The organism is Streptomyces anthophorae (genome assembly GCF_049310305.1).
GTDB lineage: Bacteria > Actinomycetota > Actinomycetes > Streptomycetales > Streptomycetaceae > Streptomyces.
Map to the genome: position 1 here is coordinate 4,350,275 of NZ_JBLWQQ010000001.1, position 22,310 is coordinate 4,372,584.

Sequence of the window (22,310 nt, forward strand, 5' to 3'; positions counted from 1 at the left end):
ACTCTTCCCGACTCTTTCGGACGCTTTCGGACTACGGCCACCGGTTCCGCGCCCCGCGGACTACGGTGCTGCTCTTCTCTTACGACCCGCTCCCACCGGGAAGAGGCGATCGAAGTGAAGGCCGAGCGGCGCCCCGGTGATCTGCCCGTCGAGGTGACGAGCTTCGTCGGCCGCACCGAGGAGATCGCGACGGCCACCCAACTCCTGGGCCGGGTACGCCTGGTGACCTTTCTCGGACCCGGCGGCGTCGGCAAGACCAGGACCGCGCTGCGCGTCGCCGCCCGCCTCGCGAAGGAACTGCCCGACGGCGTCTGCATGGTGGAGCTGTCGTCGCTGACCGACCCCGATCTCCTCGCGCACTCCGTGTCCACGGCGCTCGGCCTGCCGGAACAGCCCAACCGCTCGCAGCTCGACGTCCTCGTGGACCATCTGGAGGACCGCGAACTGCTGCTGGTGCTCGACACCTGCGAGCACATCGTCGACGCCTGCGGAATGCTCGCCGACATCCTGCTGCGCAGCGCACCGTCGGTACGGATCCTGGCGACCAGCCGGGAACCCCTCGACGTACCCGGCGAGCACGCCTTCCCCGTCGTGCCGCTCGCCCTGCCCGCCGCCGCGGACGACCCGCGGACCGACACCGACGCCATGCGGCTCTTCGCCGACCGCGCGGCCGCCGTGGTGCCCGGGTTCACGCTGAACGACGACAACCGGAAGGCCGTCGCCGCCCTGTGCCGGCGGCTCGACGGCATCCCGCTGGCCATCGAGCTCGCCGCGGTGCGGCTGCGCGCCCTGTCGCTCGCGCAGATCGTGGACCGGCTCAGCAGCCGCTTCCGGGTGCTCACCGGCGGCAGCAAGGTGGCCCTGCCGCGGCACAAGACGCTGCGCACGGCCATCGACTGGAGCCACGAGCTGTGCTCGCCGCAGGAACGGCTGCTGTGGGCCCGCCTCTCACTGTTCGCCGGCGATTTCGACCTGCCGTCCGTGGAGGACATCTGCTCCGACGACGTCCTGCCCGCCGACGAGATCGTCGAGCACCTGATCGGGCTCGTCGACAAGTCGGTGGTGCTGCGCGCCGACGACACGGACGGGGTCCGCTACCGACTGCTCGACACCCTGCGCGAGTACGGCGCCGAGCGGCTGGCCGAGCGCGCGGACGGGCACGCCCTGCGGGTCCGCCACCGCGACCACTACCTGGAACTGGCCCGCTGGTTCGAGGCCGAATGGGCGGGCGACGAGCAGCTGCCGCGCTTCCACCGGCTGCTGCGCGAGCGCGCCAATCTGCGGGTGGCGCTGGAGTTCTCCTACTCCTCACCGCAGGAGGCGCACACCGGCCTGACGCTGGCCACCACCCTGTGGGCGTTCTGGTTCTGCGCCTCACGCCTGTCGGAGGGGCGGTACTGGCTGCACAAGGGCCTCGACCTCGTGCCCGAGCCGGTCGCCGAGCGCTCGATGGCCCTGCGCTACGCGGGCTGGTACGCCGCCATCCAGGGCGACCACTCCCCGCAGCTGCCGCTGATGCTGGGCGAGGCCTGCGACATCGCCGTACGGCTCGGGGACGAGCGGCTGCACGCCCACGCGCAGGCCATCCTCGGCTGCGTCCACATGGCGATGGGACACCCCGAGGCCGCGGTCGAGCTGTACGAGGCCGCCCACATCACGCTGCGCGCGCTCGACGACCGGGTCGGCATCCTCATGTACGCGTACCACCTGGGCTTCCTGCACATGATGCTGGGCGATCTGGAGACCGCCTGCGCGCACTACGACACGACGCTGTCCATGGCGGGCACCGAGGAACGCTGGAACCGGGGCTGGGCCGCCTGCCACAAGGCGGTCGCCCTGTGGCTGATGGGCGAGCGCGAGGAGTGCGCCCGGCTCGCCCGCGTGGGGGCCCACTGCAAGTACGACCTGGGGGACCGCCTCTGCATCGCGCACTGCCTCGAACCGCTGGCCTGGATCGCCGCCGAGGACCCCGAGCAGTGCGGGCGGGCGGCCTGGCTGCTGGGCGCCATCGCCGGCCTCTACCGCGAGTGCGGGGCGGCCCCGATGTTCGGCGTCACCATGCTCCAGGAGTTCCAGTACGCGGCCGAGGCACAGGCCCGCCGGGCCCTCGGCGACAGCGCCTACGACTCGGCGTTCCGGGCCGGCGCCATCGCCCCGGTCGACCAGGTGATCGCCCGCGCCACCGGCGACGAGCCGCCCGTGCCCGCGGTCGAGCCCGACGAACAGGTCACCCCGCTCGGCGTGCTGACCCGCCGGGAGCGCGAGGTCGCCGCGCTGGTCGCCGAGGGCCTGTCGAACCGTCAGATCGCGCAGCGCCTCGTCATCTCCAAGCGCACCGCCGACGCGCACGTCGAGCACATCCTGACCAAGCTCGGCTTCTCCTCCCGGGCCCAGATCGCCAGCCTGGTCGGCGAGACCGGCCACCTCGCCCCACAGCCCGATCCCGGCGTCTAGGGCCCTTCTGACGGATCAGGCTGGACCCCGGAGGCCGTGCCATTCGGCGCCCCCAGCAAGATCCGTCAGAAGGGCCCTAGCGCCACGTCACTTCGGCACTTCGGGCCCCCGCGGATGCGGTGATTCGAGAAGAAAGCTTTCGACAAGAAGATGTAGGTAGAGGCATTCACCTCATCGGGCACACGGGCGGTCATCGCCCAATTACGCTCATGGGTTCACGCACCACGACGGGACCCCGCATGCCGCACAGCGCAGGTCACAGCCGCACCGGTCAACTCACGCAGCACCCCGTCACCGTGGCCTCCGGGCCACTGCGACTGATCGCCCGGCACGTCTCACCGGCCACCGGCTCCGGCGGGGACATCTTCGGCGTCGCCCCCACCGCCGACGGGACCCGGCTGATCATCGGTGACGTCATGGGCCACGGCGAGGCGGCCCGCGGCACCGCCGCCGCGGTCCTTCGCGCCTGGCGGCTGCTCGCCCCCGAGGAACCCACCCTGAGCGGCATCGCGCACCGGCTCCACTCGCTCATCGGCCGCTCACCGCACCCGGAGCAGTACGTCACCGCCATCCTGGGCACCGTCGGCGCCGACGCCCGGGCCGAACTGCTCTGCTGCGGCCACCCGCCCCCACTGCTGATCCGCGGCTCCTCGGCCGTCTTCACCAACGTACTGACGCCCGCACCGCCCCTCGGCCTCCTCGACCTGGCCGACGCCCATCTCGCCACGCACACCATGCCGTTCGCCCCCGGCGACCGCCTGCTCTTCTACACCGACGGGGTCACCGAGGCCCGCAGCCCGCTCGGCCTCGAATTCCCCCTGGCCGAGCGCGCGGCCTGCCACCCCGCCGAGGACCCCGGCACCTACCTGACCCGCATCGAAAGCGACCTGCTCCGCCACACCGGCGGCCGCCTGACCGACGACGCCCTCCTGCTGCTCCTGGAACACCGCCGCCCCTGAGCCCACCGGCCCCGGGCCGACCGGTGGACGGCGACCGGCGCACCGGAGGAGACAGAGCCACATGGAAAACTCCCGGTACGACAGGACGAAGGGCAATCTGCCCTCCGAGACCACGTCCTTCGTCGGCCGCCGACGCGGAGCCGCTGTTCACCCTGCGCGCGGTGGAAGCGTCGCCCCGGGTGGCGCTCGCGGAGCGGGACGGTGCCGCCGTCGCCGCGATCTGCGCGCGCCTCGAGGGCATCCCCCTGGCCGTCGAACCGGCCGCCGCCCGGCTGCTCGGCACGGCCGACGCCCTCTGGCACTCCATCGGGCACGACCGGGCCGGGGTGCGGGAATTCCTGGCGACCCGCCTGCCTGCGAGCACCAGCTCCACGCGGCCCTCGGCGACACCCCGGACCGGACGCGGCGCGGGCGCCATGGCTCCGGAACGAAGAAGCGCCCGAGCCGACCGAAGCCGACCCGGGCGCCAAATAGCAGGTCATAGGGGGTGCACCCCGCCTACTTTCCGTAGACCCTGTGGGACTCGAACCCACAACCAATGGATTAAAAGTCCACTGCTCTGCCAATTGAGCTAAGGGTCCACACGCCGACCTGAGCCGACGCACCCCCGAGCATAGCCCGCCGTCGCCGGGAGGCCGATCGGGTATCGGCATCCCGGGTCCCGCGCGCCGGGCGGAGCGTCAGCGCAGGAACCAGTGCCGAGCCGACACCCCCCACCACGTGCCCGCGAAACCGAGGACCACCAGCACAGCGATCGGGGCGTAGTTGAAGGTCTCCCAGGTGACCGGGGAGACCTGCGGCAGCATGAAGAGGACCGTGATCACGACGACCCAGGCCACCGCCACCACACCGATCACCGTCGACCAGCGGCCCAGGTGCCACGGCCCCCGCTCGAAGGCGTCGCCCTTGCGCAGCCGCAGCAGTGTCGGGATGACGTACGCGATGTAGAGGCCGATGACGGCGATGGACGTCACGGCCGCGTACGCGGTGACGTTGATCAGGTACGGCAGGCCGAGGACCAGGGCCCCCGCCGCCGCGAGCCAGACCGCCGCGACGGGGGTGCGGGTGCGCGGGCTCACCGTGTGCCACACGCGGGAGAACGGCAGCGCCCCGTCGCGCGAGAACGCGTAGATCATGCGGGAGTTGGCCGTCACGGACGCCATTCCGCAGAACAGCTGGGCGCCGATCACCACCAGGAGCAGCAGCTTCCCGGCCGTCGCTCCGAGGGCGTCCAGGAGGATCTGGGCGGGCGGCGCGCCGGTCGGCGAGTTCAGCGCGCCGTCGTACGACTGGATCGCGAAGGTGAAGCCGAGCAGGAGGACGAAGCCGGCGATCCACGACGTCCAGATCGAGCGGACGATCCCCTTCGGGCCCGCCGTGGACGCGTCGTGCGTCTCCTCCGTCATGTGCGCCGACGCGTCGTACCCGGTGAAGGTGTACTGCGCCATCAGCAGCCCGATCAGCACGACGTACAGACCGCTCCCCCAGCCCGTGTTGTTCACGAACTCGCCGAAGACGAAGGACGCCGACTGGTGGCTGTCCGGCGCGAAGGCGAGCGCGCCGACGATCACCGCGACGCCCAGCACGTGCCACCACACGCTGACGCTGTTGAGGAAGGCGACGATGCGGACGCCGAAGGTGTTGAGGAGTCCGTGCAGCAGCAGGATCCCGGCGAAGAGCAGGATCGTCCGGCCCGGCGTCACCTCGAAGCCGAACTGGAGGTTCAGGTACGCCCCGAGGAAGGACGCCGCACCGAAGTCGATACCGGCGGTCACGGCCACCTGACCCAGGACGTTGAACCATCCCGTGAACCACGCCCACGCCGCCGCGCTGCGCTCCGGCGCGAGCCGGTACGCCCAGAAGTACAGCCCCGCCGACGTCGGATACGCCGAGCAGATCTCGGCCATCGCCAGGCCCACGAAGAGGGTCATCAGGCCGACCCCGACCCAGCCCCAGGTGATGAGGACGGGCCCGCCCGTGTTCATGCCGAACAGATAGAGCGTCAGACAGCCCGAGAGGACCGAGATGATCGTGAAGGAGACGGCGTAGTTGGAGAAGGCCGACATGCGGCGGGCGAGGACCTGCGTGTAGCCGAGCTGGGCGAGGCGCTCCTCGTCGGAGCCCGCGGCCACGGCCGACTGCTGCGCGTCAGTGGCTCTGCTGGCATCACTTGTCATGCCCCCAGCGATTCCCTCGCCGGGGGCGCGACATGCGGCCGATCAAGGCCCAACTCCGGTGCCCGGTACGGAAAAGGCCGCGGCCCCACCCCCGTGAGGGAGTGGGGCCGCGGCCCTGTCGCGTCAGGAACGGTCAGCCGTTGCGCTTCCAGCGCGGCTTGTCGTCGCGGCGGCCGAAGGAGGAGCCGGTGCCGGCGCCGCGGTGGTCGTCACGGCGGCCGTAGGGACGGTGGCCGCCGGAGGAGGGGCGGTCGCCCTGGCGGTCGCGGTTGAACGGACGGTCGCTGCCCCGGTGGCCCGAGGGACGGTCGTCGCGGCGGAAGCCGCCACGGTCGTTGTCACGGCGCTCGAAGGGACGGCCGCCACGGTCGTCGCGGTTGAAGCCGCCGCGGTCGTTGTCCCGGCGGAAGCCGCCACGGTCGCCACCGCGGTCGTCACGACGCTCGAAAGAACGGCCGCCACGGTCGTTGTCCCGGCGGTCGTCGCGGCGGAAGCCGCCCTTGTCGCCGCCACGGTCGTCCCGGCGGAAGCCGCCACGGTCGCCGCCCCGGTCGTCACGACGCTCGAAAGAACGGCCGCCACGGTCGTTGTCGCGGCGCTCGAAGGAGCGGCCACCACGGTCGTTGTCCCGGCGGAAGCCGCCCTTGTCACCGTCACGACGGTCGTCGCGGCGGAAGCCGCCCTTGTCGCCACCACGGTCGCCACCGCGGAAACCGCCACGGTCGCCACCGCGGTTGTCGCGGCGCTCGAAGTTGCCCCGCTCGTCGCGGCGCGGACGCGACTCGTAGGAGGAACGCTCGGCGCGCTCCTGGCGCTCCGCCTCCTCGGCGGCAGCGGCGGCCTTGGCGGCCTGCTCGGCGGCGGCCTCCTGGGCGGCGGTGACGGCGGCGGCCACGCCCTCCTCGTCCTCGCCGCGGTCACGGGCGGCGCGGGCGGTGAGGCGGTCGGCCTGCTCGCGCAGCTCGGCGGCGCGACGGGTGGCGCGCTCCAGCTGCTTGGTCAGGTCGGTGACCTCGCGCTCGGCCTGCTGCGCGGCGTTGCCCGCGGACTCGGCCTCGACCTCGGTCATGGAGCGGGCGCCGGTGATCTCGGCGACCTCCGGGTCGAAGGCGGCGCCGCCCTGGATGATGTGACGCCCGGCGTCGACGCCCGCGTCCTCCATGAGGCGGAAGATCTGGCGGCGCTGGTGCGGCAGCGACAGGGAGACGACCGTGCCGGTGCGGCCGGCACGCGCGGTGCGGCCCGCGCGGTGCAGGTAGTCCTTGTGGTCGCCGGCCGGGTCCACGTTCAGGACCAGGTCGATGTCGTCGACGTGGATGCCGCGGGCGGCGACGTCGGTGGCGACGAGGGCGTTGACGTAGCCCTTCTTGAAGTCCTCGAGGACGCGGGTACGGGCGCCCTGCGTCATGCCGCCGTGCAGCGCGTCGGACTTCACACCGGCGTCGCGGAGCTGCTCGGCGATGCGGTCGGCGCCCAGCTGGGTGCGGACGAAGATGATGGTGCGGCCCTTGCGGGCGGCGATGGCCGCGGTGACCGGGGCCTTGTCCTTGGGCTTCACGACGAGGATGTGGTGCGACATCGTCGTGACGTTGCCCTGGGCGCTGTCGACCTCGTGCGAGACCGGGTCGTTCAGGTAGCGGGTGACGAGCGTCTTGATCTCGTTCTCCATGGTGGCGGAGAAGAGCATGCGCTGGCCGCCGGCCGGAACCTGGTCGAGCAGCTCGGTGACCTCGGGCAGGAAGCCCAGGTCGGACATCTGGTCGGCCTCGTCGAGGACGGCGACCTCGATGTTGCTCAGGTCGCAGGCGCCGCGGTTGATGAGGTCGCGCAGGCGGCCCGGGGTGGCGACGAGGATGTCGACGCCGCGCTCCAGGGCGTAGATCTGGTTGCCCATCGACGTACCGCCGCAGACGACCTTCATCTTGAGGCCGACCTGGTCGCCGTAGGGCTGGAGCGCGTCCGCGACCTGCATCGCGAGCTCGCGGGTCGGGGTGAGGATGACGGCGCGCGGCTTGTGCTTCTCGCTGCGGGCGCCGGCCAGGCGGGCCATCGTCGGCAGACCGAACGAGAGGGTCTTGCCGGAGCCGGTGCGGCCGCGGCCGAGGATGTCCTTGCCTGCCAGGGCGTCCGGGATGGTCGCGGCCTGGATCGGGAAGGGGGTGGTCACACCGTTCTGCGCGAGCTTGCGCACGACCGGCTCGGGGAGACCGAGATCGGCGAACGTGATGGTGGGCTCGTCGTTCTCGATGATGTCGACCGTGTCCGTGTCGATGTCGTTCTCGACGGCCTGGTCGGCGATGTTCTCAGTGGAAATGGACATGCGAAATGCGAAACCTTCCGGAGTCTCGGCACGCGCCCGCAACTCCGTGTATTCGCAATTCAGCAAATCGACCGCCTCAATGCGGTCCAGCCACGGCAAGGGAGAGTACGCGCCACGCGGCGCTCTCTTGACGGCGCCGGGCAAATGGGATCAAACGATCTACCACCATACGCACCCTCCACCCCCCGAGGCAAACCGGGTCGTTGAGACCCCGATCACACGACGACCAGGCCCTCCGGGCCGGACTCGCCCTAGGGTCCTTCTGACGGGTCAGGCTGGACCCCGGAGGCCGTGTCATTCGGCTTCCCGAGTGGGTTCTGGTGCGTGCAGCTGCAAGGCGGAGGAGGGCGTCAACGCGAATGGGGCCTCCCCTGCTCGAGCGAAGCCGAGAGCTTGGGGAAGTTGGCAACCGACGACAACGCCGCAGATGCGCGTGCCAGGGCCCGCGACCCCAGCAGGATCCGTCAGAAGGGCCCTAGGCCGGGTCCCCCGCCTGCGGTCGCGGTTCACTGGCCCGCTCCGACGCGGTCTCCTCGTGCGCCGAGGACGAGGGCTCGGCGGTCGGCGGCGACGTGGAGGGGGCGGGGGACGACTTCGTGGGCGAGGGGGTGGTCGTCGCGCTGGGGGACGTCGGCCGCTGCGAGGGCCGCTGCGGCACGCTGCGGGACGGCGAGGCGGGTGTCGGGCCCGGGGCGGAGGCCTTCGTCCGCGTGGGGGAGGCGGAGGAGGGCGTGTCCTGGACCTCGGGCGAGGCGGGCCGCCGCGAGGGCATCTCCGAGGCGTCGCCGACGCGCGCCCCCACGTCCGCCCCGCCGTCCGGGACCGCGTTGCCGCCGTCGGGCGCGGCGCCGGAGCCCCGCTGCGGCGGGGAGTGGGTGGCCGCGCCCGTGCCGTCGGCGCCCACGCTCATGCAGCCGGCGGCCGCGGCGACGGCCACCGTCGTCGCGGCCAGCCGGCCCAGACGGAGCGCACTGAGCGACAGGGCGCGTGGCGATACGGACAACTGGCGCACGGGCGAGCACCTCCGGTGCACGAGACGGGGTCACCATGGGGGGGGGTACCGTCCCCAACTCCTGTCGCCCGCACGAGGACACGCGCCGCGCGAGCACCGCACAAAGCCCCCACAATCAGCGCGGGGGCCTCACCCGTGCCTCACCCGTGTGCCACGCGCCTCAGCCGTATCCGAGCGCGTGCAGCCGCGCGTCGTCGATCCCGAAGTGGTGTGCGATCTCGTGCACCACGGTCACCTCGGTCTCCGTGACCACGTCCTCCCTGGACCCGCACATCCGCAGCGTCGGCCCCCGGTAGATGGTGATCCGGTCCGGCAGCACCCCCGCGTACCACTCGCCCCGCTCGGTCAGCGGCGTCCCTTCGTAGAGCCCGAGCAGGTCGGGGTCCTCGGCGGGGGGTTCGTCCTCCACGAACACCGCCACGTTGTCCATGAGTCGGGTCAGCTCGGGCGGGATCCGGTCGAGCGCCTCGGCGACCAGTTCCTCGAACGTCTCGCGCGTCATCTCCAGCACACGGCCATTGTCCGGTACAACCCGCATATCCACCCGTGCACTTGGGCATACGGGAGCAATGGCCCGCTCGCCAGCCGCCGCCATACGTGGAGTCCGCCGCCGCATCCGGGGCTTTCGCACCGCCCCCGCTGCCCTCCTGCGTCACTACCGTGACCGGCACCCCGGCCCGGTCCTGCAACTGGTCCATCCGCCGCACCCGTATGTGCGCGCCCTCGGCCTGGTCGCCGTCGTGCTGCTCGGCGCCTGGCTGGGGCTGCTGATCGTCGGCAGCGTGCGGACGCCGGTGGGGCCCATGGACACGAAGATGACGCTGCGCCCGTCGTTCTCGGGCGGTACGAAGATCAACGTGTCGCCGCTCGGCGCCCTTGAACTGCACTCGCACACGGCGCCGATCCGCCTCGACGTCGACGTGGACCGCATCGATCCGGCCCGCGCCCAGGTCCTCGTCGACCACCCCGAGCGGTTCTCCGGACTCCAGGACGAGGTCGCTCGCGACGTCGAGCACGGCACGGTCGACCTGGCCCTGCGCTCCTGCGTGGCGGTGGTCGCCGGCGCCACGACGCTCGGCCTCGTGGTCTACCGCCGCCCGCGCCGCGCGCTGGCCGCCGGCGGCCTGGCGCTCACCCTCCTCGCGGCCTCCGGCGGCACGGCGTACGCGACGTGGAACCCGGAGTCCGTCCTGGAGCCGAAGTTCTCGGGGCTGCTCTCCTCGGCGCCGTCCGTGGTCGGCAGCGCCCGCTCGATCGTGACCGAGTTCGACGTGTACCAAAAGGAGTTGGCGCTCCTGGTCACGAACGTCACCAAGCTCTACGACGCGACGTCCACGCTCCCCACGTACCAGCCGGACCCCTCGACGATCCGGGTCCTGCACGTGTCGGACATCCACCTGAACCCGGCGTCGTGGAAGATCATCGCCTCGCTGGTGGAGCAGTACCGGATCTCCGTGATCGTCGACACCGGCGACACGATGGACCACGGCTCGAAGGCGGAGAACGCGTTCCTCGACCCGATCAAGCACCTGAAGGCGCCCTACGTCTGGATCCGCGGCAACCACGACTCGAAGAACGCGACGCAGAAGTACCTCTCCGACCGGAAGCGCTTCAAGAACGTCCGCGTCCTCGACGACGGGAAGGCCGTCACGGTCGCGGGCCTGCGCTTCGCCGGGACGGGCGACCCGCAGTACACCCCGGACCGCGCGGTGAAGGCGCAGGGCGATCCGGCCGAGCGGCTCGCGGGCGTCCGGCTGGCGTCGGCGCTGCGCGACCAGCGGGCGGCGGGCACCCCGGTCGACATCGCGCTCGCCCATGAGCCGGCCGCGGCCCGCGAGGTGGACGGTGAGGTGCCGCTGGTCCTTGCGGGGCACATCCACCACCAGGAGATGGAGGTGCTCCCGCTCGGCACCCGGCTGCGCGTCGAGGGCTCGACCGGCGGCAGCGGCCTGCGCGCGGTCGACGACGGCAAGCCCGATCCGGTCGAGGCCTCGGTCCTCTACCTGGACCGGGACAGCAGGCGTCTACAGGCCTGGGACGAGATCCGGCTGGGCGGTCTCGGCCTGACGAAGGCGGAGGTCAGCCGCCATCTGCCGCAGGAGAACCAGCCCGGTGCGACCCCCTCGCCGAGCCCTGGGGAGAGCTCCCCGTAAACCGTTTTGGCGATAGCTCCCTGCATCCCATATGCTTCTCACGTCCCCGACGCGCTGCAAAGCGCGCAGGCGGGCCGATAGCCCTCATCGTCTAGCGGCCTAGGACGCCGCCCTTTCAAGGCGGTAGCACGGGTTCGAATCCCGTTGGGGGCACGCACAACCGTGTGAGACACTTGCTCTCGCTTGTCTCGCACAACAGCAAGGTCCTGTGGAGCAGTTTGGAGTGCTCGCCACCCTGTCAAGGTGGAGGCCGCGGGTTCAAATCCCGTCAGGACCGCTGAAGTTCCTCGTGGACTTCGTGGCTGGGTAGCTCAGTTGGTACGAGCGATCGCCTGAAAAGCGATAGGTCGCCGGTTCGATCCCGGCCCCAGCCACAGGAACTAGGCCCCGTCTTCGGACGGGGCCTATTGCGTTTCCCGGGCCGGTGTTCTCCCTGTGCCGCCGCACTCTCCCCGGTCAGACCGGCGCCGCGTGCAGCGGACCGGTTCCACGGCCGCCGGGGTGGCGGTGGCGCCAGAACCAGAAGAGGGCGCAGGAGACCACGGACCAGCCGGCGAGCACCAGGAACGGGAAGACGTGCTGGTTGCCCTGGAAGTAGACCGCCGTGTGCTGGGCGTTGTACGAGGCGCCCGGCGGCAGCCACTGGCCGAGGCGGCCGATGAACGTGGGGAGCAGCGGGGGTGCGACCGCGCCGCCGGACGCCGGGTTGCCGAGCAGCACGAGCAGGCCCCAGGTCGGGATCATCGCCCAGCGGTGGAAGAACGTGTTGAACATCGTGAAGACCATGCCGCAGGTGAACATCGTCAGCGCGAGGATCAGCCAGGACTCGACGAAGGGCAGGTCCACCGCGCCGAGCCCCCAGTCCGCGACCGCCGCGATGGCGAAGCCGCCGAGGAGCGCGTAGGCGACCGTGAAGGCGATCCGCTCGGCGGGGTTGAGTCCGCGCGCGTGCACGCTGAGCTGAATGGCGCCGACGAAGCCGATGATCACCGCGGCGAGCGTGATGTAGAAGATCGTGAGGCCGCGCGGGTCGCCGCCCTGCAACGGGTTCACGTCCTTCACGGTCACGGGGATGCCGGTCGCCTTGCTGACCGGGGGCGCCGCCTCGGTGAAGACCTGGGCGACGGTGACGCCGGAGGCTCCGGAGACGTCGAGGCGGACGCGGGCCCCGTTGGCCCGCACGTCGAACACCGCGTAGATCTTCTGGGCGTCGAGCGCCTCGCGGGCCTTCTTCGGTGAGTCGTACACCTTGAGGTCGAGCTGGGCGTCGAGGGCCTTCTCCATCGCCCCGACGAACGCGCTGCTCCGCGCGGCGTCGTGCTCGCCGGTGACGCCGGTCGGGATGTGGTGCGGCGTCGGGTTCGCCATGGAGTACGTGTACGAGCCGGCGAAGAGGGCGGCCGCCGCGGCCAGGATGAGGACGAGCACGGTCGCCGGGAAGAAGGGCGACTGCTTGAAGCCGCTCCAGCGCTCGGGCCCGCTCGGCGGGCGGCCGTGCGCGCCGTGCGGCGGGTGCGCGGGCTCCTTCTCCGGTTCGGGCTCGTCGTGCGCCGGTTCCGGCTCATCGGGCAAGTGCGACATATCCGCACGTTAAGCCACGCGTCGGCGCTCTACATCCGGACGCGGGCCCCGGCCGCCCCGGGGCACCGCCCGCAAAACCGGTCGCCACACATTTCCCCGAGGTGAGATCCTTGAGGACGTATGTCTACGCAGCCTGCCCCCGCCGCCGATCAGTTCGCCGCCGTAGCGCGGCGGATCTCCGAGCTGTCCCTGCGCGATGCGCACCGCCTCGGGCGCAGGCTCGAAGGCGCCCGCAAGATCCGTAAGCCGGAGGCGCGTGCCGCCGTCGTCGCGGAGATCGGAGCGGAGGCCGAGAAGGCCGCCGTCCGTACGGACACCCGCCGCGAGCGCCGCGCGGCCCTCGACGTCACGTATCCCGAGCAGCTCCCGGTCAGCCAGAAGAAGGACGAGATCGCCGACGCGATCCGCGACCACCAGGTCGTGATCGTCGCCGGTGAGACCGGATCGGGAAAGACCACGCAGATCCCGAAGATCTGCCTGGAGCTCGGCCGCGGGGTGCGCGGCATGATCGGGCACACCCAGCCCCGCCGCATCGCCGCCCGCACGGTCGCCGAGCGCGTCGCCGACGAGCTGCACACGCCGCTGGGCGAGGCGGTCGGCTGGAAGGTCCGGTTCACGGACCAGGTCGACCAGGACGGCACCTTCGTCAAGCTGATGACGGACGGCATCCTGCTCGCCGAGATCCAGACGGACCGCGAGCTGCGCGCGTACGACACGATCATCATCGACGAGGCCCACGAGCGGTCCCTGAACATCGACTTCCTGCTCGGCTATCTGGCGCAGCTGCTGCCGAAGCGCCCGGACCTCAAGGTCGTCATCACCTCCGCGACCATCGACCCCGAGCGCTTCTCGCGGCACTTCGGGGACGCCCCGATCGTCGAGGTCAGCGGCCGTACGTATCCGGTGGAGGTGCGGTACCGCCCGCTCCTGGAGGAGGCGGGCGACGACGCCGACCGCGACCAGATCACCGCGATCACGGACGCCGTCGAGGAGCTCCAGAAGGAGGGCCCCGGCGATGTCCTGGTCTTCCTCTCCGGGGAGCGCGAGATCCGCGACACGGCGGACGCGCTGGAGAAGAAGAAGTACAAGTTCACCGAGGTCCTGCCGCTGTACGCGCGGCTCTCGCACGCCGAGCAGCACCGCGTCTTCCAGCGACCCGGTGCGGGAACGGTCCGCCGCATCGTGCTCGCCACGAACGTCGCGGAGACCTCCCTGACGGTCCCCGGCATCAAGTACGTGATCGACCCGGGCACGGCCCGCATCTCGCGCTATTCGCACCGTACGAAGGTGCAGCGGCTGCCCATCGAGCCGGTCAGCCAGGCGAGCGCCAACCAGCGCAAGGGCCGCTGCGGCCGTACGTCCGACGGCATCTGCATCCGCCTCTACTCCGAGGACGACTTCCTCGCCCGCCCGGAGTTCACGGACGCGGAGATCCTCCGGACGAACCTGGCCTCCGTCATCCTCCAGATGACCTCGGCGGGGCTCGGCGAGATCGAGAAGTTCCCGTTCATCGACCCGCCGGACCACCGCAACATCCGCGACGGCGTCCAACTCCTCCAAGAACTGGGCGCGTTGGACCCCACCCAGAAGGACGTACGCAAGCGGCTCACGGAGCAGGGCCGCAAGCTCGCCCAGCTCCCCGTCGACCCGCGCCTGGCCCGCATGGTCCTGGAGGCCGACAAGAACGGCTGCGTGCGCGAGGTCATGGTGATCGCCGCGGCGCTCTCCATCCAGGACCCGCGCGAGCGCCCCTCCGACAAGCAGGCGCAGGCCGACCAGCAGCACGCCCGCTTCAAGGACGAGACGAGCGATTTCCTCGCGTTCCTGAACCTCTGGCGGTACGTGCGCGAGCAGCAGAAGGAACTGGGCTCCTCCGCGTTCCGCCGCATGTGCAAGCGCGAGTACCTGAACTTCCTGCGCATCCGTGAGTGGCAGGACATCTACACGCAACTGCGGACGGTCGCGAAGCAGATGGGCATCCATCTGGGCGACGCCGACACCCCCGCGGCGGCCGACTCCATCCACGTCTCACTTCTTTCCGGTTTGCTTTCGCACATCGGCATGAAAGATGTGAAGGAGACCAAGGAGTCGCAGGCCAAGGACCCCAAACAGGCCGGCCGCGACCGCGGGCGCAATGAGTACGTCGGCGCCCGCAACGCCAAGTTCGCGATCTTCCCCGGCTCGGCCCTCTTCAAGAAGCCCCCGCGGTTCGTGATGTCCGCGGAGCTCGTGGAGACCAGCCGCCTGTGGGCGCGCGTCAACGCGAAGATCGAGCCCGAGTGGGTCGAGCCGCTCGCCGAGCACCTGCTGAAGCGCACGTACAGCGAGCCGCACTGGGAGAAGGATCAGGCGGCCGTGATGGCGTACGAGAAGGTCACGCTGTACGGCGTCCCGCTCGTCGCCCAGCGCAAGGTGAACTACGGGCGGATCGACGCCGAGATCAGCCGCGAGCTGTTCATCCGCAACGCCCTGGTCGAGGGCGACTGGCGCACGCACCACAAGTTCTTCGCCGACAACCGCAAACTCCTCACCGAGGTCGAGGAGTTGGAGCACCGGGCCCGGCGCCGCGACATCGTGGTCGACGACGACACCCTCTTCGACTTCTACGACCATCGGGTCCCCGAACACGTCGTGTCCGGCGCCCACTTCGACTCCTGGTGGAAGCAGAAGAAGCGCGAGGAGCCCGAACTCCTCGACTTCGAGCGCTCGATGCTGATCCGCGAGTCCGCGGAAGCAGTCACGAAGGACGACTACCCGGACAGCTGGCGCCAGGGCGGCCTCAAGTTCCGGGTGACGTACCAGTTCGAGCCGGGCGCGGACGCGGACGGCGTGACCGTCCACATTCCGCTCCAGGTGCTCAACCAGGTCACCGACGAGGGCTTCGACTGGCAGATCCCCGGCCTGCGCGAGGACGTGGTGATCGAGCTGATCCGCTCCCTCCCCAAGCCGATCCGGCGCAACTACGTGCCCGCGCCGAACTACGCGAAGGCGTTCCTGGACCGTGCGGTGCCGTTGCAGGAGGCCCTGCCGGTCACGCTCGCGCGCGAGTTGCAGCAGATGGTCGGCGTCCCGGTCTCGCCGGACGACTTCGACCTGAGCCGCGTACCGGACCATCTGAAGGTCACCTTCCGGATCGTCGACGAGCGGCGCCGCAAGCTCGCCGAGGACAAGGACCTGGAGGCGCTCAAGCTCCGGCTGAAGCCGAAGGCCCGGCAGGCGATCTCGCAGGCGGCCAAGGCCACCGCGGAGCGCTCCGGCGGGCCGTCCGTGGAGCGCAAGGGCCTCACCGACTGGACCGTCGGCACGCTGTCGAAGGTCTTCGAGACCCGCCGCGCGGGCCAGCCCGTGAAGGCCTACCCGGCCCTGGTCGACGACGGCGACACCGTCTCCGTACGCCTCTTCGACAGCGAGGCCGAGCAGGCGCAGGCGATGTGGAAGGGCACGCGCCGGCTCATCCTGCGCAACATCCCGGTGAACCCCGGCAAGTTCGCCTCGGACAAGCTGAGCAACGCGCAGAAGCTCGCCCTGTCCGCGAACCCGCACGGCTCGGTCCAGGCGCTCTTCGACGACTGCGCGATGGCCGCGGCGGACAAGCTCATGGGCGACTTCGGCGGGCCCGCCTGGGACGAGGAGTCGTACCGCAAGCTCTACGACAAGGTGCGCGCGGAGATCGTCGACACCACGGTGAAGGCGGTCGGGCAGGTGCAGCAGGTCCTGGCGGCCTGGCAGGCCTGCGAGCGGCGCCTGAAGTCCACGAAGAGCGCGGTGCTGCTGCCCAACCTCCAGGACGTGCGCACCCAGTTGAACGAGCTGGTGAAGCCGGGCTTCGTCACGGCCACCGGGCTGCGGCGGCTGCCCGACCTGATGCGCTATCTCGTCGCGGCCGACCGCCGGCTCCAGCAGATGCCGACCAACGTCCAGCGGGACACCACCCGCATGGAGAAGGTCCACGAGATGCGGGACGAGTACCTGTGGCTCCTTGAGCAGATGCCGCAGGGGCGGCCCGTGCCGCAGGAGGTGCTCGACATCCGCTGGATGATCGAGGAGCTGCGGGTCAGCTATTTCGCCCACGCGCTGGGCACGGCGTACCCGGTCTCGGACAAGCGGATCGTGAAGGCGATCGACGCCCAGGTTCCGTGACCGGGCGACCGCGCAGGGTGAGTTCGACCGCACGGCCTGCGCTGCTGTAGAGTCCTGTCTCGCAGCGCAACGCAGTACAGCGCAGCGAAAACCTGGTCCTGTGGAGCAGTTTGGAGTGCTCGCCACCCTGTCAAGGTGGAGGCCGCGGGTTCAAATCCCGTCAGGACCGCAGTAAAGAAGAACCCCCGCACCGTACGGTGCGGGGGTTCTTTCGTTCCCAGGGGATGCGCGGCCGTGCACGGCCCTGCACGGCCATCGCCAGGACGCCACGAGGGCGCCCGGCCCGGCCCGTTGAGCACCCGTCACCCTCGCGGCCGCTCAGGGGCCCGCCAGGAAGGCCTCTGGAGCGCCGTGGGAGCGCCCGTGGGGTCGGCAGGGACGAAAGACCCTCGAAGGGGTGACCAAAGGCGACCCTGCGAGGCGTCAACTGGTGGGAGCCTGGGGAGAGTCGACGACACGGCAGGAGCGCACAGCGGCCCCGAGAGCCCCAATAGCGCAAGGGTGTCACCTGCAACAAGCGACAGGGTGTGTGACGGGTGTCACCGAAGTTGTTTTGGAAACACCGTTTCTTACCCCCTTCCTACAACGGCTCAATTTAATATGTGCAATTGCACTACCCCCGACAGGTGGCCACAGGGGTGCACAGGAACCCCCACCGCAGGCCGGCCCGCGCGCACAAAAAAGATCGCGCTGGACCCGGCGGAGTCCAGCGCGATCGAGTGACGCTTCCATGAGGCTGTTGAGATGACGCCTCGGCGGTCTTCATAAGAAGGAGTCCTGTTGGGGCAGGACCCGCGTCGAGTGGAGCTATGGGTGGGCGCGCGACAGGTTGGGGGACCTGAAACGCCCGTATTGCTGCGTTATGCGGTGCCTCAGGCCTCGCTGCGCTGCTGCGGGATGCCCGCAAGCAGTGCGCGGACCTCGGCCTCGCGGTAGCGGCGGTGTCCGCCGAGCGTACGAATCGACGTGAGCTTGCCAGCCTTCGCCCAGCGCGTGACCGTCTTGGGGTCGACGCGGAACATCGTGGCGACCTCAGCCGGGGTCAGCAGCGGCTCGGCATCAGGGGTGCGAGCGGTCATGAGCGGCCTCCTCGGAGAACCGAACCTTCTCGGTTCATTCCTCTAAATTCTGCACCTTGACCCGCGTTGCCCGAAATGGCGGACGCGAGTCGAGTCGGTTATAGGACGAACGGCTTGTCCTCGGCACTACAACTACACCATCCGTCCAGCCACGTCGGCCAAACCGATGGAATTGCCCTCCCAGGTGTTCATCAGCGACGGATGCCGATGGACCGTGCCATAGCGGACAGTCACGCCACAGTGACGATCAGTCACAGAGCGATCAGGAGCCATCAGACCCCCCAGCGGCAGTGCAATGCTGAGTAATCCGTCCATGGTTGGACTTAGTTGGACGGAAGGAGCCCTCCCCGGACTCCTTGTCCTATTTTGGCACGAGGAGGGGTGATGGGCGCAAGGTCCCCGTAAGTGCCGTCCGTCACGCTTGAGGCAAACGCCCGGATCGGGACGTAGGTCCCGAAGGCCGGTGTGAGCGGCCTCACTTGGGGGTTCAGTTCGCGAACTGCCGGTCGCGCGCCGACCGCCAGCGTTCCACAAGCCTCGCGTACGCCTCTCCTGCGCCGTCCTCGTCACCGACGCGCAGCGCCTCGATGCCCTCGGCGACATCCGCCGCCGAGTGGTCCTCCTCGAGGAAGTCCTGCGGCAGTGCGTGCACGAGCCCGCCGTAGTCGAGCTCGACGTACGAACGGGGGTGGAACTCCTCGAGCCAGCGCCCCACATCTACCAGGCCGTCGATCAGGGGGCCTTCCTCGATCGAGTCCTTCAGCGTCTTCAGACCCCGCGCGACCCGGCGCCTGGCCTGCACCATCGGCGTGCGGTAGCGCAGCCGCGGGACGCCGACGCCCTGCGTCCCGCCCTCGTCGCTCTTCTGCTCGTACTCGCGCTCGTCGTCCGACACGAGCACGAACCAGTTGATCGGCACCTGCCACGTGGACGTCCGGATCCAGGGCCTTGCGTCCGGATTGCGCTCCAGCCAGCGGTCGTAATCGGCGGCCGACTGCCGGCGCACCACCGGGGGGATCGCCGCGTCCAGGACCGTGGGCGGCAGCTCGCCCGGCAGCTCGTCCAGGGCCTGCCAGCCGCGCAGCCGGGTGCGCCAGGGGCACACGCACACCACCCCGTCGATCACGATCACGAACGCGTCGTCGCTCTCGTGCACCGGCACGGGCACCGGTGGCGTGGGCAACAGATCGGCCAAAGAACGGCGCAATTCATCCTGATAGGAGGGGAGGCTCTCGCGTTTCGCGTAGCGCTCCCAATGGCCGCGCTCCGGCTGCGGGAAGGCTGCGAGGGGTTCGTACACGCGCAGATAGGCCGCGTACGGGACAGACACCGAGGACACCTTGGGCACGGCTGCTCCCTCCCCCGCCCACCGGCTGGAAAACACTGCAAATCGTCCCACGTGGCGACGCGGCGGGATTCGGGCCTGCTTGCGCCCCCCGCGGACGCGCGAGGGTGATCCTTGGCACTGCGCCCGTGGCGGGCCCGCGCACGCTCTAATCTCTTGCCCACAAGCACCGACGGAAGGCCCGCCACCCGCACGGGATTCCGCCCAACCGCCGCTATGTACTTGGGAGTCACCACAGTGACCGATGTGACCGGCGACGCTGTCACCACCTCTGACACCTCCGGCGCCCCAGGCGTCCTGCACACGCTCTTCCACTCGGAACAGGGCGGCCACGAACAGGTCGTCCTCTGCCAGGACCGGGCCAGCGGCCTCAAGGCCGTCATCGCCCTGCACGACACCGCCCTGGGCCCGGCCCTCGGCGGCACGCGCTTCTATCCGTACGCCTCCGAGGAGGCGGCGGTCGCCGACGCGCTGAACCTCGCCCGCGGCATGTCCTACAAGAACGCCCTGGCCGGGCTCGACCACGGCGGCGGCAAGGCCGTGATCATCGGCGATCCGGCGACGATCAAGAGCGAGGCGCTGCTCCTCGCCTACGGCCGGTTCGTCGCCTCGCTCGGTGGCCGCTACGTCACCGCGTGCGACGTCGGCACGTACGTCGCCGACATGGACGTCGTGGCCCGCGAGTGCCGCTGGACCACCGGCCGCTCCCCCGAGAACGGCGGCGCCGGCGACTCCTCGGTGCTCACCGCCTTCGGCGTCTTCCAGGGCATGCGGGCCAGCGCCCAGCACCTGTGGGGCGACCCCACGCTGCGCGGCCGCAAGGTCGGCGTCGCCGGTGTGGGCAAGGTCGGCCACCATCTCGTCGAGCACCTCCTGGCGGACGGCGCCGAGGTCGTGGTGACCGATGTCCGCGAGGAGTCCGTGCGGCAGATCACCGACCGGCACCCCGAGGTCGCGGTCGCGGCCGACACCGAGGCCCTGATCCGCGTGGAGGGGCTCGACATCTACGCGCCCTGCGCCCTGGGCGGGGCGCTGAACGACGACAGCGTGCCGGTACTGACCGCGAAGGTGGTGTGCGGCGCGGCCAACAACCAGCTCGCGCACCCGGGCGTCGAGAAGGACCTCGCGGACCGCGGGATCCTCTACGCACCGGACTATGTGGTCAACGCGGGCGGCGTCATCCAGGTCGCCGACGAGCTGCACGGCTTCGACTTCGACCGGTGCAAGGGCAAGGCCGCGAAGATCTTCGACACGACTCTTTCCATCTTTGCTCGTGCGAAGACCGATGGGATTCCGCCGGCCGCGGCGGCCGACAGGATCGCCGAGCAGCGGATGGCGGAGGCACGCGGACGGGGCTGATGCAGGCCCTTGGGTAACGAGCATCACGCCCCTCGGCGGGTCGCTCCTCGGGAAGAGGTTAAAATCGCAGCTGACCAGCGAGGAAAGGGCTCCTGGCTGGTCCTGCGCACACGCGCGTCCTGCGGGCGACGTACCGTATGGGCGTGGGCTCAGGTACCGTGGAAGCCCTACGGACCGGTCTCCCTGCGGGGAGTCCGTTCCAGATCATGTACGCGTGTCAAGACTCTGGGGCCATGAAGCCCCATCACCGAGGGGGTCGAGCCATGGGGCGCGGCCGGGCCAAGGCCAAGCAGACGAAGGTCGCCCGCCAGCTGAAGTACAACAGCGGCGGGACTGACCTGTCGCGTCTGGCCAACGAGCTAGGCGCATCCACGTCGGATCCGGTATCGAATCAGCCGCCGAACGGCGAGCCTTTCGAGGATGACGACGAGGAAGACGACCCGTACGCCCGCTACGCGGATGCGTACGACGAGGACGAGGACGAGGACGGCCAGTCCGGTCCTTCGTCACAGCGCCGCGGCGCTTGACCTCGTAACACGTCAGCGGCTTCGCGGTCGCTGCACTTCACCCGGTCCGGGGTGGCCACCACGCCGGACCGGGTTTTGTGCTGTCCGCGCAAGGGGCGGGCGCCCCCACGGGGACTACTTCGCGTAGTCACCCGTGAGTTCGGCGCCCGTGCCGTGCTCTCCGCGCTCGACGATCTCGCCGGCGACCCAGGAGTCCACGCCGCGGTCGGCCAGGGTCGCGAGGGCGACCTCCACCGACTCCTGCGGCACGATCGCCATCATGCCGACGCCCATGTTCAGCGTCTTCTCCAGCTCCAGGCGCTCGACCTGACCCTTCTTTCCGACCAGGTCGAAGATCGGGTCCGGGGTCCACGTGGAGCGGTCCACGGTGGCGTGCAGGCCGTCCGGGATCACGCGGGCCAGGTTCGCCGCGAGGCCGCCGCCCGTGATGTGGCTGAAGGCGTGGACCTCGGTGGTGCTGATGAGCGAGAGGCAGTCCAGGGAGTAGATCTTCGTCGGCTCCAGGAGCTCCTCGCCGAGCGTGCGGCCGAGTTCCTCGACGTGCTCGCCCAGGTCCATCCCCGCGCGCTCCAGGAGGACGTGGCGGACCAGCGAGTACCCGTTCGAGTGAAGACCGGAGGACGCCATGGCGATCACCGCGTCACCCTTACGGATGCGATCCGGGCCCAGCAGGTCGTCGTGCTCCACGACGCCCGTGCCGGCGCCCGCGACGTCGAAGTCGTCCGGGCCGAGCAGGCCCGGGTGCTCCGCCGTCTCGCCGCCGACGAGGGCGCAGCCCGCGAGGACACAGCCCTCGGCGATGCCCTTCACGATGCCGGCGACCCGCTCCGGGTGGACCTTGCCCACGCAGATGTAGTCGGTCATGAAGAGCGGTTCGGCGCCGCACACCACGATGTCGTCCATGACCATCGCGACGAGGTCGTGGCCGATCGTGTCGTAGCGGCCCAGCTGCCGGGCGATGTCGACCTTCGTGCCGACACCGTCGGTAGCGGAGGCGAGCAGCGGACGCTCGTACTTCTTCAGGGCAGAGGCGTCGAAGAGGCCGGCGAAGCCGCCGAGGCCGCCGAGGACCTCGGGGCGCTGCGTCTTCTTCACCCACTCCTTCATCAGCTCGACGGCGCGGTCGCCGGCTTCGATGTCGACGCCCGCGGACGCGTAGCTGGCACCAGTGGTCTCAGACATTGCCTGGGATCTTTCGCTTGGG

At 70.3% G+C, this 22,310-nt stretch carries 14 protein-coding genes and 5 tRNA genes; 10 read left to right on the forward strand and 9 right to left on the reverse strand.

The window, feature by feature from the left end:
- The first annotated feature begins 114 nt into the window (after positions 1-114).
- On the forward strand, positions 115-2,454 hold the full coding sequence (locus ACNYS0_RS19540; RefSeq protein WP_422475322.1) for a LuxR C-terminal-related transcriptional regulator: 2,340 nt from the start codon (positions 115-117) through the stop codon (positions 2,452-2,454).
- Between the two features lie 239 nt (positions 2,455-2,693).
- A complete protein-coding gene (locus tag ACNYS0_RS19545) occupies positions 2,694-3,413 on the forward strand; it encodes a PP2C family protein-serine/threonine phosphatase (RefSeq protein WP_422475324.1) in 720 nt (239 codons plus the stop codon).
- A gap of 508 nt (positions 3,414-3,921) precedes the next feature.
- Here the strand turns inward: ACNYS0_RS19545 and ACNYS0_RS19550 are convergent.
- From ACNYS0_RS19550 to ACNYS0_RS19570, 5 genes are all read right to left on the reverse strand, one after another.
- Positions 3,922-3,994, reverse strand: a tRNA-Lys gene (locus tag ACNYS0_RS19550).
- Between the two features lie 99 nt (positions 3,995-4,093).
- Positions 4,094-5,590 carry an amino acid permease gene (locus ACNYS0_RS19555; RefSeq protein WP_422475326.1) on the reverse strand — a complete coding sequence of 499 codons (1,497 nt, stop codon included), beginning with the start codon at positions 5,588-5,590 and terminating at the stop codon, positions 4,094-4,096.
- A 133-nt stretch (positions 5,591-5,723) separates the two neighbouring features.
- Positions 5,724-7,910, reverse strand: a complete 2,187-nt coding sequence (locus tag ACNYS0_RS19560) for a DEAD/DEAH box helicase (protein ID WP_422475328.1) — start codon at positions 7,908-7,910, stop codon at positions 5,724-5,726.
- Positions 7,911-8,385: 475 nt separating this feature from the next.
- Positions 8,386-8,922 carry a hypothetical protein gene (locus ACNYS0_RS19565; protein WP_422475330.1) on the reverse strand — a complete coding sequence of 179 codons (537 nt, stop codon included), beginning with the start codon at positions 8,920-8,922 and terminating at the stop codon, positions 8,386-8,388.
- Between the two features lie 160 nt (positions 8,923-9,082).
- Entirely contained in the window at positions 9,083-9,433 is a 351-nt protein-coding gene (locus ACNYS0_RS19570) for a metallopeptidase family protein (protein WP_422475332.1), read from the reverse strand.
- A gap of 58 nt (positions 9,434-9,491) precedes the next feature.
- On the opposite strand from ACNYS0_RS19570, the gene ACNYS0_RS19575 reads away from it, so the two are divergent.
- The 4 genes from ACNYS0_RS19575 to ACNYS0_RS19590 all read left to right on the forward strand — a co-directional run bounded on the left by ACNYS0_RS19575 (position 9,492) and on the right by ACNYS0_RS19590 (position 11,449).
- Entirely contained in the window at positions 9,492-11,075 is a 1,584-nt protein-coding gene (locus ACNYS0_RS19575; protein ID WP_422475334.1) for a metallophosphoesterase family protein, read from the forward strand.
- An 80-nt stretch (positions 11,076-11,155) separates the two neighbouring features.
- A tRNA-Glu gene (locus ACNYS0_RS19580) sits at positions 11,156-11,228 on the forward strand.
- 49 nt (positions 11,229-11,277) lie between these two features.
- A tRNA-Asp gene (locus ACNYS0_RS19585) sits at positions 11,278-11,352 on the forward strand.
- A 23-nt stretch (positions 11,353-11,375) separates the two neighbouring features.
- Positions 11,376-11,449, forward strand: a tRNA-Phe gene (locus ACNYS0_RS19590).
- A gap of 82 nt (positions 11,450-11,531) precedes the next feature.
- Here ACNYS0_RS19590 and ACNYS0_RS19595 read toward each other — a convergent pair.
- Positions 11,532-12,647, reverse strand: a complete 1,116-nt coding sequence (locus ACNYS0_RS19595) for an ABC transporter permease (RefSeq protein ID WP_422482730.1) — start codon at positions 12,645-12,647, stop codon at positions 11,532-11,534.
- Positions 12,648-12,776: 129 nt separating this feature from the next.
- Between ACNYS0_RS19595 and hrpA the strand changes: the two genes are divergently transcribed.
- Together hrpA and ACNYS0_RS19605 are read left to right on the forward strand one after the other, a co-directional pair.
- Positions 12,777-16,796, forward strand: a complete 4,020-nt coding sequence (hrpA, locus tag ACNYS0_RS19600) for an ATP-dependent RNA helicase HrpA (RefSeq protein WP_422475336.1) — start codon at positions 12,777-12,779, stop codon at positions 16,794-16,796.
- Positions 16,797-16,890: 94 nt separating this feature from the next.
- Positions 16,891-16,965 (forward strand) — tRNA-Asp (locus ACNYS0_RS19605).
- 703 nt (positions 16,966-17,668) lie between these two features.
- Here ACNYS0_RS19605 and bldC read toward each other — a convergent pair.
- Together bldC and ACNYS0_RS19615 are read right to left on the reverse strand one after the other, a co-directional pair.
- Positions 17,669-17,875: a developmental transcriptional regulator BldC gene (gene bldC / locus ACNYS0_RS19610; protein WP_003949541.1), complete on the reverse strand. Its 207-nt coding sequence runs from the start codon at positions 17,873-17,875 to the stop codon at positions 17,669-17,671.
- 487 nt (positions 17,876-18,362) lie between these two features.
- The gene (locus ACNYS0_RS19615) at positions 18,363-19,223 is read right to left on the reverse strand and encodes a DUF8083 family protein (protein WP_422475338.1); all 861 of its coding nucleotides are present in this window, start codon (positions 19,221-19,223) and stop codon (positions 18,363-18,365) included.
- A gap of 213 nt (positions 19,224-19,436) precedes the next feature.
- Between ACNYS0_RS19615 and ACNYS0_RS19620 the strand changes: the two genes are divergently transcribed.
- Positions 19,437-20,579 (forward strand): Leu/Phe/Val dehydrogenase, encoded by a 1,143-nt coding sequence (locus tag ACNYS0_RS19620; RefSeq protein ID WP_422475340.1) that lies wholly within the window; start codon positions 19,437-19,439, stop codon positions 20,577-20,579.
- A 263-nt stretch (positions 20,580-20,842) separates the two neighbouring features.
- The gene (locus ACNYS0_RS19625) at positions 20,843-21,106 is read left to right on the forward strand and encodes a DUF3073 domain-containing protein (protein WP_422408506.1); all 264 of its coding nucleotides are present in this window, start codon (positions 20,843-20,845) and stop codon (positions 21,104-21,106) included.
- Between the two features lie 114 nt (positions 21,107-21,220).
- Here ACNYS0_RS19625 and purM read toward each other — a convergent pair whose 3' ends face one another.
- Positions 21,221-22,288 carry a phosphoribosylformylglycinamidine cyclo-ligase gene (purM, locus tag ACNYS0_RS19630; protein WP_422475342.1) on the reverse strand — a complete coding sequence of 356 codons (1,068 nt, stop codon included), beginning with the start codon at positions 22,286-22,288 and terminating at the stop codon, positions 21,221-21,223.
- Positions 22,289-22,310 lie beyond the last annotated feature (22 nt).

Coding starts and splice junctions, on each gene's coding strand:
- ACNYS0_RS19545 (WP_422475324.1), top strand. CDS start 2,694: ATGCCGCACAGCGCAGGTCACAGCCGCACCGGTCAACTCACGCAGCAC.
- ACNYS0_RS19555 (WP_422475326.1), bottom strand. CDS start 5,590: ATGACAAGTGATGCCAGCAGAGCCACTGACGCGCAGCAGTCGGCCGTG.
- ACNYS0_RS19560 (WP_422475328.1), bottom strand. CDS start 7,910: ATGTCCATTTCCACTGAGAACATCGCCGACCAGGCCGTCGAGAACGAC.
- ACNYS0_RS19575 (WP_422475334.1), top strand. CDS start 9,492: ATGGCCCGCTCGCCAGCCGCCGCCATACGTGGAGTCCGCCGCCGCATC.
- hrpA (WP_422475336.1), top strand. CDS start 12,777: ATGTCTACGCAGCCTGCCCCCGCCGCCGATCAGTTCGCCGCCGTAGCG.
- bldC (WP_003949541.1), bottom strand. CDS start 17,875: ATGACCGCTCGCACCCCTGATGCCGAGCCGCTGCTGACCCCGGCTGAG.
- ACNYS0_RS19620 (WP_422475340.1), top strand. CDS start 19,437: ATGTACTTGGGAGTCACCACAGTGACCGATGTGACCGGCGACGCTGTC.
- ACNYS0_RS19625 (WP_422408506.1), top strand. CDS start 20,843: ATGGGGCGCGGCCGGGCCAAGGCCAAGCAGACGAAGGTCGCCCGCCAG.
- purM (WP_422475342.1), bottom strand. CDS start 22,288: ATGTCTGAGACCACTGGTGCCAGCTACGCGTCCGCGGGCGTCGACATC.